Annotated in this window: 14 protein-coding genes; 6 read left to right on the top strand and 8 right to left on the bottom strand. The window is 62.1% G+C overall.

The features are described 5' to 3' along the window. Position 1: 1 nt before the first annotated feature. The 7 genes from HQ912_RS05555 to mreB form a co-directional block, all read right to left on the bottom strand. Positions 2 to 865, bottom strand: a complete 864-nt coding sequence (locus HQ912_RS05555; protein WP_047228675.1) for a carbon-nitrogen hydrolase family protein — start codon at positions 863 to 865, stop codon at positions 2 to 4. A 161-nt stretch (positions 866 to 1,026) separates the two neighbouring features. Next, positions 1,027 to 4,830 carry a YhdP family protein gene (locus HQ912_RS05550; RefSeq protein ID WP_173406563.1) on the bottom strand — a complete coding sequence of 1,268 codons (3,804 nt, stop codon included), beginning with the start codon at positions 4,828 to 4,830 and terminating at the stop codon, positions 1,027 to 1,029. A gap of 61 nt (positions 4,831 to 4,891) precedes the next feature. Continuing rightward, positions 4,892 to 6,349 carry a ribonuclease G gene (gene rng / locus HQ912_RS05545; protein WP_047228677.1) on the bottom strand — a complete coding sequence of 486 codons (1,458 nt, stop codon included), beginning with the start codon at positions 6,347 to 6,349 and terminating at the stop codon, positions 4,892 to 4,894. A 56-nt stretch (positions 6,350 to 6,405) separates the two neighbouring features. After that, positions 6,406 to 7,002 carry a Maf family protein gene (locus HQ912_RS05540; protein WP_047228678.1) on the bottom strand — a complete coding sequence of 199 codons (597 nt, stop codon included), beginning with the start codon at positions 7,000 to 7,002 and terminating at the stop codon, positions 6,406 to 6,408. 43 nt (positions 7,003 to 7,045) lie between these two features. Then, on the bottom strand, positions 7,046 to 7,534 hold the full coding sequence (gene mreD, locus HQ912_RS05535) for a rod shape-determining protein MreD (protein WP_047228679.1): 489 nt from the start codon (positions 7,532 to 7,534) through the stop codon (positions 7,046 to 7,048). Beyond that, positions 7,534 to 8,607, bottom strand: a complete 1,074-nt coding sequence (mreC, locus tag HQ912_RS05530; protein ID WP_076383560.1) for a rod shape-determining protein MreC — start codon at positions 8,605 to 8,607, stop codon at positions 7,534 to 7,536. The genes mreD and mreC overlap by 1 nt, the downstream gene beginning before the upstream one ends. 142 nt (positions 8,608 to 8,749) lie before the next feature. Continuing rightward, positions 8,750 to 9,787: a rod shape-determining protein MreB gene (gene mreB / locus HQ912_RS05525; RefSeq protein ID WP_002555108.1), complete on the bottom strand. Its 1,038-nt coding sequence runs from the start codon at positions 9,785 to 9,787 to the stop codon at positions 8,750 to 8,752. Between the two features lie 294 nt (positions 9,788 to 10,081). Between mreB and gatC the strand changes: the two genes are divergently transcribed. The 6 genes from gatC (at position 10,082) to HQ912_RS05495 (ending at position 15,353) form a co-directional block, all read left to right on the top strand. Next, the gene (gene gatC / locus HQ912_RS05520; protein ID WP_047228681.1) at positions 10,082 to 10,369 is read left to right on the top strand and encodes an Asp-tRNA(Asn)/Glu-tRNA(Gln) amidotransferase subunit GatC; all 288 of its coding nucleotides are present in this window, start codon (positions 10,082 to 10,084) and stop codon (positions 10,367 to 10,369) included. A gap of 16 nt (positions 10,370 to 10,385) precedes the next feature. After that, positions 10,386 to 11,837 carry an Asp-tRNA(Asn)/Glu-tRNA(Gln) amidotransferase subunit GatA gene (gene gatA, locus HQ912_RS05515; RefSeq protein ID WP_047228682.1) on the top strand — a complete coding sequence of 484 codons (1,452 nt, stop codon included), beginning with the start codon at positions 10,386 to 10,388 and terminating at the stop codon, positions 11,835 to 11,837. 10 nt (positions 11,838 to 11,847) lie between these two features. Further along, positions 11,848 to 13,293 carry an Asp-tRNA(Asn)/Glu-tRNA(Gln) amidotransferase subunit GatB gene (gene gatB, locus HQ912_RS05510; protein ID WP_047228683.1) on the top strand — a complete coding sequence of 482 codons (1,446 nt, stop codon included), beginning with the start codon at positions 11,848 to 11,850 and terminating at the stop codon, positions 13,291 to 13,293. A gap of 194 nt (positions 13,294 to 13,487) precedes the next feature. Beyond that, complete coding sequence (locus tag HQ912_RS05505) at positions 13,488 to 13,865, top strand: septal ring lytic transglycosylase RlpA family protein (protein ID WP_047228684.1); 378 nt, start codon at positions 13,488 to 13,490, stop codon at positions 13,863 to 13,865. 49 nt (positions 13,866 to 13,914) lie between these two features. Beyond that, positions 13,915 to 14,976 carry a calcium/sodium antiporter gene (locus tag HQ912_RS05500; protein WP_047228693.1) on the top strand — a complete coding sequence of 354 codons (1,062 nt, stop codon included), beginning with the start codon at positions 13,915 to 13,917 and terminating at the stop codon, positions 14,974 to 14,976. Then, complete coding sequence (locus HQ912_RS05495) at positions 14,973 to 15,353, top strand: carboxymuconolactone decarboxylase family protein (RefSeq protein ID WP_076383558.1); 381 nt, start codon at positions 14,973 to 14,975, stop codon at positions 15,351 to 15,353. The genes HQ912_RS05500 and HQ912_RS05495 overlap by 4 nt, the downstream gene beginning before the upstream one ends. A gap of 134 nt (positions 15,354 to 15,487) precedes the next feature. Here the strand turns inward: HQ912_RS05495 and HQ912_RS05490 are convergent, their stop codons facing one another. Further along, positions 15,488 to 16,429, bottom strand: coding sequence for an AEC family transporter (locus tag HQ912_RS05490; RefSeq protein WP_076383557.1), 942 nt, complete (start codon positions 16,427 to 16,429; stop codon positions 15,488 to 15,490). Positions 16,430 to 16,507: the final 78 nt, after the last annotated feature.

Below are 16,507 nucleotides of genomic sequence, written 5' to 3'. Positions count from 1 at the left end.
TCTACGCCTTGAATTCGTCGTCTTGGACAGGCCGCTGTCGAGCGCCCTGCGAGAAAAAGCGCCGATGGCTAGCCACCGGCATACGCGCCCGGATGGACGCCTGTTCGCTGCTGTCGCGCTCGGCCAGCAAAACGGCCTCGCCTTGATCCTGTTGCGCCAGCACGCGGCCCCATGGATCGACTATCGCTGCATGGCCAAAGGTTTCCCGTGGCCCTGGATGCAGCCCGCCCTGAGCGGCTGCCAGCACATAACACTGGGTCTCGATGGCCCGGGCGCGAATCAACACCTCCCAATGGGCAGCGCCCGTCACTGCGGTAAACGCCGAAGGCGCGGTGATCAATTCAGCCCCGGCGGCGCGCAGCTCGCTATAGAGTTCCGGGAAACGCAAGTCATAACAAACCGTCAGACCAACCCGCCCTACAGGTGTATCGGCCACTACCACGTTGTAGCCATAAGCATAGTCATCAGACTCGCGATAACGACCGCGATTGTCTGCCACGTCCACATCGAACAGGTGCAGCTTGTCGTAGCGCGCGACAATCTGGCCCTGATCATCGATCAGCAACGAACAGGCATGCACCCTGGCGTCCGGTTGTTCCATCGGCGGCAACGGCAACGTGCCGGCCACAATCCATAACTTGAGGTCACGGGCGGTCTGTTTCAACCAGGGCAGGATCGGTCCCTGACCAAAGGCCTCGGCACGACCGATGTCCGCCACATCCCGCCGGCCCATGGCCGCGAAGTTTTCAGGCAGCACCGCCAGCCTTGCGCCGCCAGCGGCAGCCTGTTCCAGCAGCACACGAGCGCGGGCCAGATTGGCGAGCACATCGCTTTGACTGACCATCTGAATCACTGCCACTGGCATGGTGCTTCCCTCTTTTTTATCCTCGCTCGAGGCGGCTGTGGGAGCAAAGCTTGCTCGCGATGAGGCAGTTACATCCAACATATAGGCTGGCTGATACACCGCAATCGCGAGCAAGCTTTGCTCCCACAGGCTCGCTCCCACAAGGGGGATGTCATCGCCTGTCAGAACGGCTTGTCGAAGGTTATCTTCGGTTCTTTCCACGGCCCCTTGACGTCGTATCTTACGCTGGCAAAGCGCGCCACACGGTCGCCAATCAGTTTGTCGATCAGAAACAGCGCCCCACCCACCGCTGGCGCGCCGACAATCAGCGCAGCAATCGGCAGGTTGTTGGTCACCGGCAGCGTCACCTGCAACTTGGCGTCGACCCGATCGGCCACCATGTCCAGTGTGCCGTTGAGCTCCAGGTTGCTCGACGGTCCCGTCAGGGTGATGGGTTCACGGGTCACGTAAACACCGTCGCTCGCCACCAGCAGCCCCTTGACCCGATCGTAACTCAAGCCTTTGCCGAACAGGTCAGAGAAGTCCAGGCGCAATCGGCGGCCGATGGAGTTGAAGTTCAGCAAGCCAAATACCCGCAGCGCCTGGGCGCCGCCTTCCAACTCGACGAACTGGCCCTTGCTCAGCGACGCATCCAGACTCCCGGAGAAGCGCTTCGTGGCGACCCACGCTGGCGAGCCAGGCCAGCGACCATCGACGTCCAGGCGGAATTTCTCGCTGGTCACGCTCGGCGCATAGCCCCAGCCCTTGAGCACATCGGCCAGGTTCTTGCCACCGATGCGGCCTTTGTACCAACTGCTGGTGGAGCCGGGGACGCCTTCCCAGCCACCGTTGCCGCTCAAGACCATGCCCTTGAGGCCCATGTCCAGGTTGTTCAAGGCAATGCCCTTGCCTGTCGGACGCACCTTCAACGACCAGGCACCAATGAGGTCGGGCCCCTGGAACAACTGGTCAATGACAATATCCATGGCCGGAATGTTGCGAGGATCGACCGAAGCCAGCGGGTCCGGCGCGTTTTCGTCGGTCTGGACCGTCGGGTCGGCGGCCGGCAGGCGAATGTAGTCAAGCTTGATACCGATCGGTGCGGCCTTCGCGTCCGGCAGACTGGCGGTGCCCTTGGCCTGCTCGCTGGCAAGTCGCAAAGCCCAGGCGTCAGGCTTGCGGTCCAGTTGCACCGAAGCCCGGTCCAGGGTCGTGCCCATGGCGGTGAGCTTGCCGATGTTCAGATCGACGCTGCTAAGCAGTTGTTTGGCGCTACCGCCCGGATCCTGCCCCGCATACTTGCCCACCAGCTCCTGCCACGGACTCACATCCAACTGCGACAGCGTCCCGCGCAGGCGCAGGCCCTTGCCTCCCGGCAGAATCGCATCACCGTTACCGAGCAAGAGTTCACCGCGACCGTCTGCAACCTGTCCGTTCGGCGCCGCGTAGGTGAAGCTGGCCAGGTCGCCATAATCCACCCAGTAACGGCGCTCCGCGCCTTGCAAGGTCATGCGAAACACCGTGTCACGCCCGGCATCGGGAGCCAACCCGAAGGGCGCGGGCAGATCCACGGCCACGCCCTTGAGACTGGAACTGACCGACAGTTGGCTGTCGGCACCGTCGAGGATCACCTGCAACTGATACGGCACCACGCCAGTCACCGGCAATGGTTGTGTAACCTTCAGCCAGTCAGTGAGTTTCTTGACCTCCACCTGTCCGGAGGCGGCCACCCGCGTAGTCAGTTCACCGGCACGGCCTTCGGCAAAAATCTGCGCGGTCACGGGCCGGTCGAACGCTCGGGCCGCGATATTCTTGCCGCTCAGTCCTTTGTTGCTGTCGAAGCGGAAATCGCCCTTGAGCTGCGTCAGCTCCAGCACCGGCTCGCTGAGCTTGAGCCGGGCCTTGTCGGTCTTGAAGTCCACCAGAATCTTCGGTTGCTCGCCTTTCGCCAAAGGAATATCCAGCTTCACACTGCCTTGCAGGTCGCCCTCGCCTTCCCAGCCGGCGAATGTCTGCGCCGTACCGATCGGCGCCGTCTGCAGGATCTTCAAACCGTCGCCCAAGCCACCGGCGAACTCGCCGTCCAACAGCAGATGGGAATTCTGGCCGCTGGGCACATGGGGGATGTTCACCGAAACATTCCTGACCTGGGTGTCCAGCAACTGCCCCTGGCTGGCAAAGATGCGCACGCCGCTGTCTTCGACGAAAACATCCCCGCTGACCTTGCTCACCGAAGGCCACCCCGGCTGGAAGGCCAGCTCGGCATCATGCACCTTGAAAAACAGGCTGATGCTGCGTGCCGCGTCTTCGGCACCGTGGTTCAGCGAACCTTGATACTGGAAAAAACCCTGATCCACCGCGCCCTTGACGATTGCCGTGCGCAGCCACTCATCCAGCGCAGGGCTCAGGACAGCAGGCAGATACTTGGCGGTATAGCGACCGTCGCCATCCACCAGGCCGACCCGCAGGTCCATGTAGTCTTCCTGGCTGTGGTCGAAATGCAGGCGAATCAGGAAGTCACCGGCAATCCGGCCCTCCTCCCCCAGTACCTTCAGGTACGGCGCAATCAGCGTGAAACCCTGCTTGTCCAATTTCCAGGTCAGCCGGGCGTTAGCCTGCAAGTATTGCCAGGGCTTGGCGAAGATCGGGTCCAGGTGCAGGGAAAAATCCTTGCTGTCCATGCGCAGCTCACCGCCGCCCAGGTCGCCGCTCAGGCTCCCGGACACGTTGCGCGCCGCCGGGGCGCCGCGATAGGCATCAAAGCCTACGGTGTCCAGGTTGGTGGCGAAGCTGACTTTCTGATCACCGCTGTTCTGCGGGCGGTAGTCCACCAGCACGTTGCGCAGGCCGCCCGTGAACTTGAGCCGGTCGATTGCCGTGGCAACGCCTTCGGGCAACGGCGCCAGGGCATGGAGCAACGGCGTCAGCGGCGTGAGGTCGAGGCGATCAGCCTGCACGTGCCAGAGTTCTTCGGTTTTTTCGGTGGCGTTGTTCTGTTGCAACTGCAGGCGCGATTCCCAACGGGTTTCGCCCAGGCTCATTGCCAGGGAATCGAAGGTTGCGCTGAATCCCTGGTCGCTGCGCTGGAAATACCCGTTGAGCGCCAGGTTATGGATCTGCACCGGCTTGCGCTCGGCATAGGCGCCCTGGATGTCCGGCGCGTTCAGTCGAATGGCCGCGCTTTGCACGGTGCCCGCGCCCCAGCTCAGCCAGAACTCTGCGCCAGCCTTGATCCGGGAAAAATGCCATTGTCGGGTCAGGCGTTCCGGCAGCCATGTGGACCAATCGCTTTGCGGCAGACTCAGGTAGACATCAGCCTGGCCGTTCTGCCAGTCGCTGGCACGGATACGGGTGCGCAGGTTGATCGCGACGGGTTGGCCGTCAGGCAGGGTCAGTCGGGCATCCAGACGCTGACGGGCAACACCAGTGCGCAGGCTCAGGCCAACATAGGTCAGGGTCAGCGGTGGTTGTTCCAGCGGCTGCAAGGTCACCTGGCTGTCGAGCACCGACAGCTTCGAGATCATCTGCATGCGCTCGAGCAGTTGCTGGGGATCCAAGGGCTGATCGTCCTGCACTGGCAGCCCCTCCAGGGCCCACTTGCCGTCGGCGCCTTCCTTGAGGCTGATCTTCAGGCCGCTGACTTCCAGGTGAGCAATGCGCACCTGACGCGCCACCAGGCTGCCCCACAAGTCCGGCACGGCCCGCACCTGATCCAGATGCAAGGCATTGGCGCCCTCGCCGACCATCACGTCGTGGGCCAGCAGGATGGGGGCCAGGGCGCTCCAGCTACCGTCCAGGCTGCCGATATGCACGGGGATGCCCAACGCTTCGCTGGCGCGGGTCTGGACCTCGGCGCGGTATTCGGCCACCAGCGGAGCCAGTTCTCGCCCGAGGCTGACATACAGTGCCACCAGCACCAACAGCAGCGCGCACAGGCCCAGGCCCCAACGGGTCAGCGCGGCCAAAATGCGTGTCAGACGCTCCATGTCAGCGGGCTCCCCTGGCAAAAGTATTCAAATCCGCGGGGCTGCCGCTCATGAAGCCACTTCAGAGCAGCACCACGTCGTATTGTTCCTGGGAATACATGGTTTCCACCTGAAAGCGAATCGTGCGACCGATAAAGGCCTCCAGTTCCGCAACGTTCCCTGACTCTTCATCGAGCAGGCGATCCACCACTTTCTGGTTCGCCAACACTCTATAACCTGTGGCCTGGTAAGCGCGTGCCTCCCGGAGGATTTCCCGGAAGATTTCGTAACACACGGTTTCCGGGGTCTTGAGCTTGCCCCGGCCCTGGCAACTGCTGCACGGTTCGCACAGCACCTGCTCAAGGCTCTCGCGAGTGCGCTTGCGGGTCATCTGCACCAGGCCCAGTTCGGTGATCCCGATGATGTTGGTCTTGGCGTGGTCGCGCTCGAGTTGTTTCTCCAGGGTCCGCAGCACCTGGCGCTGGTGCTCTTCATGCTCCATGTCGATGAAGTCGATGATGATGATTCCGCCCAGGTTGCGCAGGCGCAGCTGACGAGCGATGGCGGTGGCCGCTTCCAGGTTGGTCTTGAAGATGGTTTCTTCGAGGTTGCGATGGCCGACGAACGCCCCGGTGTTGACGTCAATGGTGCTCATGGCCTCGGCCGGGTCCACCACCAGGTAGCCGCCGGACTTGAGCGGCACCTTACGCTCCAGGGCCTTCTGGATTTCGTCTTCGACGCCGTACAGGTCGAAAATCGGCCGCTCGCCGGGGTAATGCTCGAGACGATCAGCGATTTCCGGCATCAGCTCCGCCACAAACTGGGTGGTTTTCTGGAAGGTTTCCCGGGAATCGATGCGGATTTTCTCAATCTTGGGGCTGACCAGGTCCCGCAGGGTCCGCAATGCCAGACCGAGGTCTTCGTAGATCACGCTGGGGGTGGCGATGGTCTTGATCTGATCGGCAATCTGGTCCCAGAGCCGGCGCAAATAGCGGATGTCCATGAGAATTTCATCGGCCCCGGCCCCTTCGGCGGCGGTGCGCAGGATGAAACCTCCAGCTTCCTTGATGCCCTCTTTCTCCACGCAATCGCTGACCACCTGCTTGAGGCGCTCGCGCTCGGCTTCATCTTCGATCTTCAGGGAAATGCCGACGTGAGCGGTACGCGGCATGTACACCAGGTAGCGCGACGGAATCGACAGCTGCGTGGTCAAGCGCGCGCCCTTGGAACCGATGGGGTCCTTGGTGACCTGGACCACCAGGCTCTGGCCTTCATGAACCAGGGCACTGATGCTCTCCACGGCCGGGCCTTCACGCATGGATATTTCCGAGGCATGAATGAACGCCGCACGATCCAGGCCAATATCGACGAACGCCGCCTGCATGCCCGGCAACACCCGCACCACCTTGCCTTTATAGATATTGCCGACGATGCCACGTTTTTGCGTGCGCTCGACGTGAACTTCTTGCAGAACACCGTTTTCAACCACCGCCACGCGCGATTCCATCGGCGTGATGTTGATCAGGATCTCTTCACTCATGGCAGGGTCTCGTTCAGGCGTGTTCACGATAATGGCCGCATCAAGTCAGACGGCGCTCAGCGCGCGCTCAGGGTTTGCCAACAGGGTATGCCGAAATGGCCCAACAGCTCCGAGGTTTCGCACAGCGGCAGGCCGACCACAGCTGAATAGCTGCCTTCAAGCCCGGCGACGAATACCGCCCCCAAGCCCTGAATACCATAGCCGCCGGCCTTGTCCCGGGGCTCACCGCTGTTCCAATAGGCTAGCGCTTGTTGCTCAGTGATGGAGCGAAAGCTGACCCGGCTGCGCACCACACAGGATTCACAACGTTGTCCGTCCAGTACCGCAATGGCGGTCAGCACCTCATGGTCACGACCGGACAGGCTCAAAAGCATCGCCATTGAGTCGGCCTGATCCAGCGGCTTGCCCAGAATCCGCCCGTCCAGCACCACGGCGGTGTCGGCACCCAGCACGCAGCCGTCCATGCCTGCGGGCAAAGCACGTCGCCCGGCCTCAGCCTTGCCGCGCGCCAGACGTTCGACATAGGCCGAAGGGGTTTCGTCATCCAGGGGAGTTTCGTCGATGTCTGCGCTGACGGCGGTGAATGGCACACCGATCTGCGTGAGCAACTCACGCCGACGCGGCGAGCCCGAGGCGAGGTAAAGCGGTTTCATCAAGACATCTCCCTCTCAAGGTGCGGGCCAATGCCTGACCGAATCAGTTGATTTTGAAACGCAGGCGCAAGCCACGCAAACCGAAGCTGACCCACGGCCAGAGCAAGGCACTGACCAGTGCCGGCAACACCAGCGCCAGGGTCGGCTGGCGATTGCCGGTCAGCGCGCTGAGCCACAGCTGCACCAGCTGCGCCAGGCCGAAAATCACCAGGATCACCAGGCACTGCTGCCACATGGGGAACATCCGCAGGCGTTGTTGCAGCGATAGCACCAGGAACGTGATCAGCGTCAGGATCAGCGCGTTCTGCCCCAGCAACGTGCCATAAAGCACGTCTTCAGCCAGCCCCAGGCACCAGGCGGTGACCATGCCGACCTTGTGCGGCAGCGCCAGCGCCCAGAATGCCAGCAGCAGCGCCAGCCACAGCGGGCGCAGGATTTCCATGAATTGTGGCAGCGGCGAAACGCTGAGCAACAGGCCGATGGCGAACGTCAGCCAGACCATCCAGCCGTTACCGGAATGTGTACTGCTCATTATTCTCGTGCTCCCCTGGTGGCTGGCGCGGTGGCCGGCGTGGAGACAGGCGGTTTGGCCGCGGGCCTTGCGGGTTGAGTCGCCGGGGCTTGGGTGGCCGGCGTTGGCGCCGGGGTCGTTGCAGCCGGGGCAGGTGCCGGTGTTGTGCCCGGGACTGTAGCCGGGGTAACCGGGGTCGCGGTCGAGTCGATGTTCTGCCGGTCCTCGGCCTCCTGGGCCACGGCGGCGTCGTTGGCGCGCTCTTCCGGGGTGCGGTTGTCGCTGAATACCAGCAGCAGGTATCGGCTGCGATTCAGCGCAGCCGTTGGCACCGCACGCACGATGGCGAACGGCTGACCTGAGTCGTGTATGACCTCCTTGACCGTCGCCACCGGATACCCGGCCGGGAATCGCTGACCGAGACCGGAACTGACCAGCAGGTCGCCTTCCTTGATGTCGGCGGTGTCTGCGACGTGCCGCAGCTCCAGGCGCTCCGGATTACCGGTGCCGCTGGCAATCGCCCGCAAGCCGTTGCGGTTGACCTGCACGGGAATGCTGTGGGTGGTATCGGTCAGCAACAGCACGCGAGAGGTGTAGGGCATCAACTCCACCACCTGCCCCATCAGGCCGCGAGCATCGAGTACCGGCTGGCCGAGGACAACACCGTCGCGCTCACCCTTGTTGATGATGATGCGATGGGTAAAGGGGTTGGGGTCCATGCCGATCAACTCGGCCACTTCGACCTTCTCGTTGACCAGCGCCGAGGAATTGAGCAGCTCGCGCAGCCGCACGTTTTGCTCGGTGAGGGCCGCCAGCTTCTGCATGCGTCCCTGCAACAGCAGGTTCTCGGTCTTGAGTTTTTCGTTTTCGGCCACCAGCTCGGTCCGGCTGCCAAACTGGCTGGCCACACCCTGCCACAAGCGCTGCGGCAAATCGGTGATCCAGTAGGATTCCATCAATACCAGCGACATCTGGCTGCGCACTGGCTTGAGCAGCGTGAAACGGGCATCGACCACCATCAGCGCGACCGACAGCACGGTCAGCACCAGCAGGCGCACACCCAATGAGGGGCCTTTGGCGAAAAGCGGTTTAATAAGCCGCTCCTCCCAGGCAAATGTTTTCTTTATTCATACGGCATCAAACCGGCCTGGATACGAATGACAGAAGATAAACGTCAACGGGCAGCACTGCAAAGTGCTGCCCGGGGAGCGAACAACATAGACCATCCAGGCGGGCTTATTCGCTGGAGAGCAGATCCATGGTGTGCTTGTCCATCATTTCCAATGCACGGCCACCGCCGCGGGCAACGCAAGTCAGCGGGTCTTCGGCAACGATCACCGGCAAGCCGGTTTCCTGAGCCAGCAGCTTGTCGAGGTCACGCAACAGCGCGCCACCACCGGTCAGCACCAGGCCGCGCTCGGCGATGTCCGACGCCAGTTCCGGCGGCGACTGCTCCAGAGCACTCTTGACCGCCTGCACGATGGTCGCCAGCGACTCTTGCAGTGCTTCGAGCACTTCGTTGGAGTTGAGGGTGAAGGCACGTGGAACGCCTTCAGCCAGGTTACGGCCGCGAACGTCGACTTCACGTACTTCGCCGCCCGGATAGGCCGTGCCGATTTCCTGCTTGATGCGCTCGGCGGTGGATTCGCCGATCAGGCTGCCGTAGTTGCGGCGCACGTAGGTGATGATCGCTTCGTCGAAACGGTCGCCGCCCACACGTACGGACTCGGCGTAGACCACACCGTTGAGGGAGATCAAGGCGATTTCAGTGGTACCACCACCGATGTCGACGACCATCGAACCACGGGCCTCTTCGACCGGCAGGCCGGCACCGATGGCAGCGGCCATCGGTTCTTCGATCAGGAACACTTCACGGGCACCGGCGCCAAGGGCCGACTCACGGATGGCACGACGCTCCACCTGGGTGGATTTGCAGGGCACGCAGATCAGCACGCGAGGGCTGGGCTGCAGGAAACTGTTTTCGTGAACTTTGTTGATGAAGTACTGCAGCATCTTTTCGCAGACGCTGAAGTCGGCGATCACGCCGTCCTTCATGGGGCGAATGGCTGCAATGTTGCCCGGAGTACGGCCCAGCATGCGCTTGGCTTCGGTACCGACAGCCACGACACTCTTCTGGTTACCGTGGGTGCGGATGGCCACGACCGAGGGTTCATTCAGGACGATACCGCGCTCGCGCACGTAAATAAGGGTGTTGGCAGTGCCCAGGTCAATGGAAAGATCGCTGGAAAACATGCCACGCAGTTTCTTGAACATGGGAAAGGGACCCTAGGCAACGCGTGGGTAAAAAAGTGCGGCAAACTCTAACAACGACAGGGATTTTGGGCAAGGCGCCAATATGTTAAATTGGCCGCTTTTCTGTGCACCAAACCCCGAAATCGCGGCCAATGCCCTGTTTCGCAGATACGTTCCTTTGTTGACGACAATAGAGGCCGTCAAAAAGGAACAGTATTTGTGATACAGGGCACTGGACCGTAGAAATGCGGTAGTGTTCCGACAATCTAACACACGGACAGATTGCGTCCGTTTTGTTTTCCACTGGAGAATCCCATGGCGCTTGAACGCTCCGACGTGGAAAAAATCGCTCACCTGGCCTGTCTGGGCCTCGATGAAGCCGATCTTCCACACATTACTTCTGCCCTGAACAGCATTCTGGGGCTGGTCGACGAGATGCAGGCGGTCAACACCGACGGCATCGAACCCCTGGCCCACCCACTGGAAGCCAGCCAGCGCCTGCGCGCCGACGTCGTGACCGAGTCCAATCACCGCGAGGCCTACCAGTCCATCGCACCAGCGGTCGAAAACGGCCTGTACCTGGTTCCGAAAGTCATCGACTAAAGGGAAAGAGCCTCTCATGCATCACATGACCCTGGCCGAGATCGCCCGCGGACTCGCCGATAAAAAGTTTTCTTCCGAAGAGCTGACCCAGGCCCTGCTGGCGCGCATCGCCCAGCTCGACCCGCAGCTCAACAGCTTCATCAGCCTCACCGAAGAACTGGCCCTGAGCCAGGCCAAGGCCGCCGACGCCCGTCGCGCCAACGGTGAGAGCGGCGCCCTGCTCGGCGCACCGATTGCCCACAAGGATCTGTTCTGCACCCAGGGCATCCGCACCAGTTGCGGCTCGAAGATGCTCGACAACTTCAAGGCCCCGTACGATGCCACCGTGGTCGCCAAACTGGCCGCAGCCGGCGCCGTGACCCTGGGCAAGACCAACATGGACGAATTCGCCATGGGTTCGGCCAACGAGTCAAGCTACTACGGCGCAGTGAAAAACCCGTGGAACCTGGAACACGTACCGGGTGGCTCGTCCGGTGGTTCCGCCGCCGCCGTGGCCGCGCGCCTGCTGCCGGCCGCCACCGCCACCGACACCGGCGGTTCGATTCGCCAGCCGGCGGCGTTTACCAACCTCACGGGCCTCAAGCCGACCTATGGCCGCGTATCGCGCTGGGGCATGATCGCCTACGCCTCCAGCCTCGACCAGGGCGGTCCGCTGGCCCGCACCGCCGAAGACTGCGCGATCCTGCTGCAAGGCATGGCTGGCTTCGATCCGAACGACTCCACCAGCATCGATGAACCGGTGCCGGACTACAGCGCCAGCCTCAACGGCTCGTTGCAGGGCCTGCGCATCGGCGTGCCGAAGGAATATTTCAGCGCCGGCCTGGACCCGCGCATCGCCGAGCTGACCCACAACAGCATCAAGGCGCTGGAGAAGCTCGGCGCGGTGATCAAGCCAATCAGCCTGCCGAACATGCAGCACGCGATTCCGGCGTACTACGTGATCGCCCCGGCGGAAGCGTCCTCGAACCTGTCGCGTTTCGACGGCGTGCGCTTCGGCTATCGCTGCGAAAATCCGGACAACCTGATGGACCTGTACAAGCGTTCCCGTGGCGAAGGCTTCGGCGCCGAAGTGCAGCGCCGGATCATGGTCGGTGCCTACGCGCTGTCCGCCGGCTACTACGATGCCTACTACCTCAAGGCGCAGAAAATCCGTCGCCTGGTGAAGAACGACTTCATGGCCGCCTTCAACGAGGTCGACATCATCCTTGGCCCAACCACGCCGAACCCGGCCTGGAAACTCGGCGCCAAGAGCAGCGACCCGGTCGCTGAGTACCTGGAAGACGTCTACACCATCACCGCCAACCTCGCCGGCTTGCCGGGCCTGTCCATGCCGGCCGGTTTCGTCGATGGCCTGCCGGTGGGCGTGCAGTTGCTCGCGCCGTACTTCCAGGAAGGCCGCCTGCTCAATGTGGCGCACCAGTATCAGTTGAACACTGACTGGCACACCCGCACCCCAACCGGCTTCTGAGGAGAAACACATGCAATGGGAAGTCGTGATCGGGCTGGAGATTCATACCCAGCTCACCACCCGGTCGAAAATCTTTTCCGGTAGCTCCACCACGTTCGGCTCCGAGCCCAACACCCAGGCCAGCCTGGTCGACCTGGGCATGCCCGGCGTGTTGCCGGTGCTCAACGCCGAAGCCGTGCGCATGGCGGTGATGTTCGGTCTGGCGATTGACGCCGAGATTGGCCAGCACAACGTATTCGCCCGCAAGAACTACTTCTATCCGGACCTGCCCAAGGGCTACCAGATCAGCCAGATGGAGTTGCCGATTGTCGGCAAGGGCCACCTGGACATCGCCCTGGAAGACGGCACGGTCAAGCGCGTTGGTATCACCCGTGCGCATCTGGAAGAAGACGCCGGCAAGAGCCTGCACGAAGAATTCAACGGCGCCACCGGCATCGACCTGAACCGTGCCGGCACGCCGTTGCTGGAAATCGTCTCTGAACCGGACATGCGCAGTGCCAAGGAAGCCGTAGCCTACGTCAAGGCGATCCACGCTCTGGTGCGCTACCTGGGCATTTGCGACGGCAACATGGCCGAAGGCTCGCTGCGTTGCGACTGCAACGTGTCGATCCGGCCCAAGGGCCAGGTTGAATTCGGCACCCGCTGCGAGATCAAGAACGTCAACTCGTTCCGCTTCATCGAGAAAGCGATCAACAGCGAGATCCAGCGCCAGATCGAACTGATCGAGGACGGCGGCAAGGTCATCCAGCAGACTCGCCTGTACGACCCGAACAAGGACGAAACCCGTCCGATGCGCAGTAAAGAGGAAGCCAACGACTACCGTTACTTCCCCGACCCGGATCTGCTGCCGGTGGTGATCGAGGACTCGTTCCTCAATGACGTGCGTGCCACCTTGCCGGAACTGCCACCCCAGAAACGCGAGCGCTTCCAGGCGCAGTTCGGGCTGTCGAGCTATGACGCCAACGTCCTGGCCACCAGCCGCGAACAGGCCGATTACTTCGAAAAAGTCGTGAGCATCGGCGGCGACGCCAAGCTGGCGGCCAACTGGGTGATGGTGGAATTGGGCAGTCTGCTGAACAAGCAGGGCCTGGAGATCGACCAGTCGCCGGTATCGGCCGAGCAACTGGGCGGCATGCTGTTGCGGATCAAGGACAACACCATTTCCGGCAAGATCGCCAAAATGGTCTTCGAAGCCATGGCCAATGGTGAAGGCAGCGCTGATGAGATCATTGAGAAGCGCGGCCTGAAGCAAGTCACCGACACCGGTGCGATCAGCGCCGTACTCGATGAAATGCTCGCGGCCAACGCCGAGCAAGTCGAGCAATACCGTGCGGCAGACGAAGCCAAGCGCGGCAAGATGTTCGGTTTCTTCGTCGGCCAGGCCATGAAAGCCTCCAAGGGCAAGGCCAACCCGCAACAGGTCAACGAACTGCTTAAAAGCAAGCTCGAGGGCTGATGACCATGGAGCCAGATTTCAAGCCTGGCTCCACTCTCCCTTGTGGGAGAGATCCTGTGGGAGCAAAGCTTGCTCGCGATGAAGACACCTTGATCCATCAGTGGACTGCGTTATCGTTCGTCGCGAGCAAGCTTTGCTCCCACAGGCTTTTCTCTCACTGGCCAGCGCCCCTATCTGTAGTTGGAAACCCCTACATGAAGCGTCTCCTCGGCGCCTGCGCCCTGCTGTCCCTGTTGGCCGGTTGCGCCAGCCAGAGCGGGACGGTCGATCCACACGGCTATGACCAGACCGGCGTCGCCTCTTATTACGGTGCCAGGCACCATGGCAAGCGCACCGCCAGCGGCGAGCGCTTCAACCAGCATGGCTTGACCGCCGCCCATCGCCGGTTGCCGTTCGGCACACGGGTGAAAGTCACCAACCTGAAAAACAACGACAGTGTCGTGGTCCGCATCAACGACCGTGGCCCCTACACTCGTGGCCGCCTGATCGATGTATCCCGCGCTGCCGCCGAGCAACTGGGCATGCTACGCAGCGGCACCGCACGGGTGCGTGTGCAAGCCCTCGACAATTGATAGACGGAGCCCGGACATTTCCCTACTCAATGCCATCCCGCTGCTGAGCCTGATCGAACTGTTCGGTGGCCTGCTGTTGTTGATCGCCGGGGCCGAGCTGCTGGTGCGCGCCGCCGTGGGCCTGGCGGCACGTTTGCAGGTGCGACCGCTGATCATCGGCCTGACCGTGGTCGCCTTTGGCAGCAGCGCCCCGCAAATGGCCGTCAGCCTGCAAGCGACCCTGGCGCAGAACGCCGACATCGCCGTGGGCAGCGTGATCGGCAGCAGCATCTTCAACATCCTCGTCACCCTCGGGTTGTCGGCGCTGATCATTCCGTTGCGCGTCTCGCGTCAACTGGTGCGCCTGGACATCCCGCTGATGATCGGCGCCAGCCTGCTGGTGTTCGTGCTGGCCTGGAACGAGGAACTGACGCAACTGGACGGCGCGTTGCTGTTGATGGCCCTGGCGGTGTACCTGGGCCTGTTGCTGCGCCAGTCGCGGCATTCGGGGCGACCGCATGGGATGGGCGTGGACGTGGCGCAAGTGTCATGGCCCAAAAGCCTGTCGATGATGGTCGTGGGCCTGGCGATGCTGATTTTCGCCGGGCACTTGCTGTTGGGCGCGGCGGTGGAAGTGGCGACGGACCTGGGGCTGTCGGAACGCATCATCGGCCTGACCATCGTCGCCGTCAGCACCTCGCTGCCGGAACTCGCCACCTCGCTGATCGCCGCGCTGCGGGGCCAGCGAGACATTGCCGTGGGCAACGTGATCGGCAGCAACCTGTTCAATCTGCTGGGCGTGCTGGGGGTGACGGCCCTCGCCGCGCCCTCGCCGCTCTCGGTGTCCCCCAATGCTCTGGATTTCGACCTGCCGGTGATGCTCGGCGTGGCGGTACTGTGCCTGCCGGTGTTTTATTCCGGCTACCGCGTCACCCGCGCCGAAGGTCTGCTGTTTTTGGGCTTGTACCTGGCCTATGGGCTGCATGTGGTGTCGTTCACTACCGGCATGCCTCTGGCCGGCCAACTGGAACGACTGATGCTGTTCTATGTGCTGCCGGCCCTGCTCGCGTTTTTGCTGTTCAGCTCCTTGCGCGCCTGGCGCCGTCAACACCACAAGAGGGATTTGCCATGACCGACACTCCAAAGACCGGCCTGGACATGCGCCGCCAGGTGATGGGCGACGCGTTCGTCGACCGTGCCTTGGGCAACGCCACCGAATTCACCCAGCCGCTGCAGGACTTCGTCAACGAGCACGCCTGGGGCAGCGTTTGGAGCCGCGAAGGCCTGCCGCTCAAAACCCGCAGCCTGATCACCCTCGCCGCCCTCACCGCCCTCAAATGCCCGCAGGAATTGAAAGGCCACGTGCGCGGAGCGCTGAACAATGGTTGTACGGTTGAGGAGATTCGCGAGGCGTTGCTGCATTGCGCGGTGTATGCGGGGGTGCCGGCGGCGATTGATGCATTCAGGGCGGCGCAGGAAGTGATCGATAGTTATCAGAAATCTGAGTGACTGTTAGATCGCTATCGCGAGCAAGCTCGCTCCCACAGAGATCGCAGGCGGACTGGAAACTTGTGTACACCGCCATCTACTGTGGGAGCGAGCCTGCTCGCGATGGGCCCTCAAGAACACCGCCACCCCAGGCTTCAGATCCACCCACCCCACTGCAACACAAAAATCCCCAAGTTGGTGGTAATTGCCGCCATCAGCGTGGTGATGACGATGATCGCCGCGGCCAGTTCATGGTTGCCATCGGCCGCGCGGGCCATGACGTAACTGGCGGCGGCGGTGGGGCTGCCAAAGTACAGGAACAGAATTCCCAGCTCCGCCCCACGAAAACCCCAGAGCCAGGCGCCGAGGGTGGCCAGCAGGGGCAGGCCGATCATTTTCACCAGGCTCGAACTCAGGGCCATCTTGCCGCTTTTGCGCAGCGCCGCCAGCGACAGCGTGCCGCCGATGCAGATCAACGCCAGCGGCAAAGTCATCTGGGCAAGGTATTTGGCCGAGGTTTCAAACCAGTTCGGCAGGCCTATCTGCCAATAGGCCAACGGCGCGGCTACGACCACACTGATGATCAGCGGGTTGCTGACCACGCTTTTGCAGATGCTCCAGGGGTCGGACTTGATCACTGGGCTGTAGACCGCCAGCACGATGGTCGACAGGGTGTTGTAGAACAGGATCACCAGCGCCGCGAGTATCGACCCCAGGGAAATCCCGTAGTCGCCATACATGCTCGCCGCCAGTGCCAGGCCGATCACGCCGTTGTTGCCGCGAAAGGCGCCCTGGGTATAGATGCCACGGTCCTCACGCGGGCAACGCCAGATCGCCCAGCCCCAGGCCACGGCAAAGCACACCAGGGTGGCAATGGAGAAATAGATCAGCAGGTCCGGCTGCAATGCCGCGTGGAGATCGGCATGCAGGATGCCGAGGAACAACAGCGCCGGCATGGTGACGTTGAACACCAGGGACGAGGCGATGTGAATGAAATTGTCGTTGATCCAGTAAATGCGCTTGAGCAGTGTCCCCAGAAACAACATGGCAAACACCGGTGCGGTGATGTTCAGGGTTTCGAGGAAAATTGCCAGCATGCCGGGGACCTTGAGAAGGGTGTCGTTAGGTGGCTAATGATAGCCACTAACGACACTGGCGTCTGGTAGACCGCTATC

The sequence above is a fragment of the Pseudomonas sp. MPDS genome (genome assembly GCF_013283895.1).
Lineage (GTDB): Bacteria > Pseudomonadota > Gammaproteobacteria > Pseudomonadales > Pseudomonadaceae > Aquipseudomonas > Aquipseudomonas rhizophila.
Note: the sequence above shows the minus strand (reverse complement) of the source record. Positions and strands in the feature narration are given on the sequence as shown.

Coding starts and splice junctions, on each gene's coding strand:
- HQ912_RS05505 (WP_047228684.1), top strand. CDS start 13,488: ATGAAGCGTCTCCTCGGCGCCTGCGCCCTGCTGTCCCTGTTGGCCGGT.
- HQ912_RS05555 (WP_047228675.1), bottom strand. CDS start 865: ATGCCAGTGGCAGTGATTCAGATGGTCAGTCAAAGCGATGTGCTCGCC.
- HQ912_RS05495 (WP_076383558.1), top strand. CDS start 14,973: ATGACCGACACTCCAAAGACCGGCCTGGACATGCGCCGCCAGGTGATG.
- gatC (WP_047228681.1), top strand. CDS start 10,082: ATGGCGCTTGAACGCTCCGACGTGGAAAAAATCGCTCACCTGGCCTGT.
- HQ912_RS05490 (WP_076383557.1), bottom strand. CDS start 16,429: ATGCTGGCAATTTTCCTCGAAACCCTGAACATCACCGCACCGGTGTTT.
- gatA (WP_047228682.1), top strand. CDS start 10,386: ATGCATCACATGACCCTGGCCGAGATCGCCCGCGGACTCGCCGATAAA.
- HQ912_RS05540 (WP_047228678.1), bottom strand. CDS start 7,002: ATGAAACCGCTTTACCTCGCCTCGGGCTCGCCGCGTCGGCGTGAGTTG.
- mreD (WP_047228679.1), bottom strand. CDS start 7,534: ATGAGCAGTACACATTCCGGTAACGGCTGGATGGTCTGGCTGACGTTC.
- gatB (WP_047228683.1), top strand. CDS start 11,848: ATGCAATGGGAAGTCGTGATCGGGCTGGAGATTCATACCCAGCTCACC.
- HQ912_RS05550 (WP_173406563.1), bottom strand. CDS start 4,830: ATGGAGCGTCTGACACGCATTTTGGCCGCGCTGACCCGTTGGGGCCTG.
- mreB (WP_002555108.1), bottom strand. CDS start 9,787: ATGTTCAAGAAACTGCGTGGCATGTTTTCCAGCGATCTTTCCATTGAC.
- rng (WP_047228677.1), bottom strand. CDS start 6,349: ATGAGTGAAGAGATCCTGATCAACATCACGCCGATGGAATCGCGCGTG.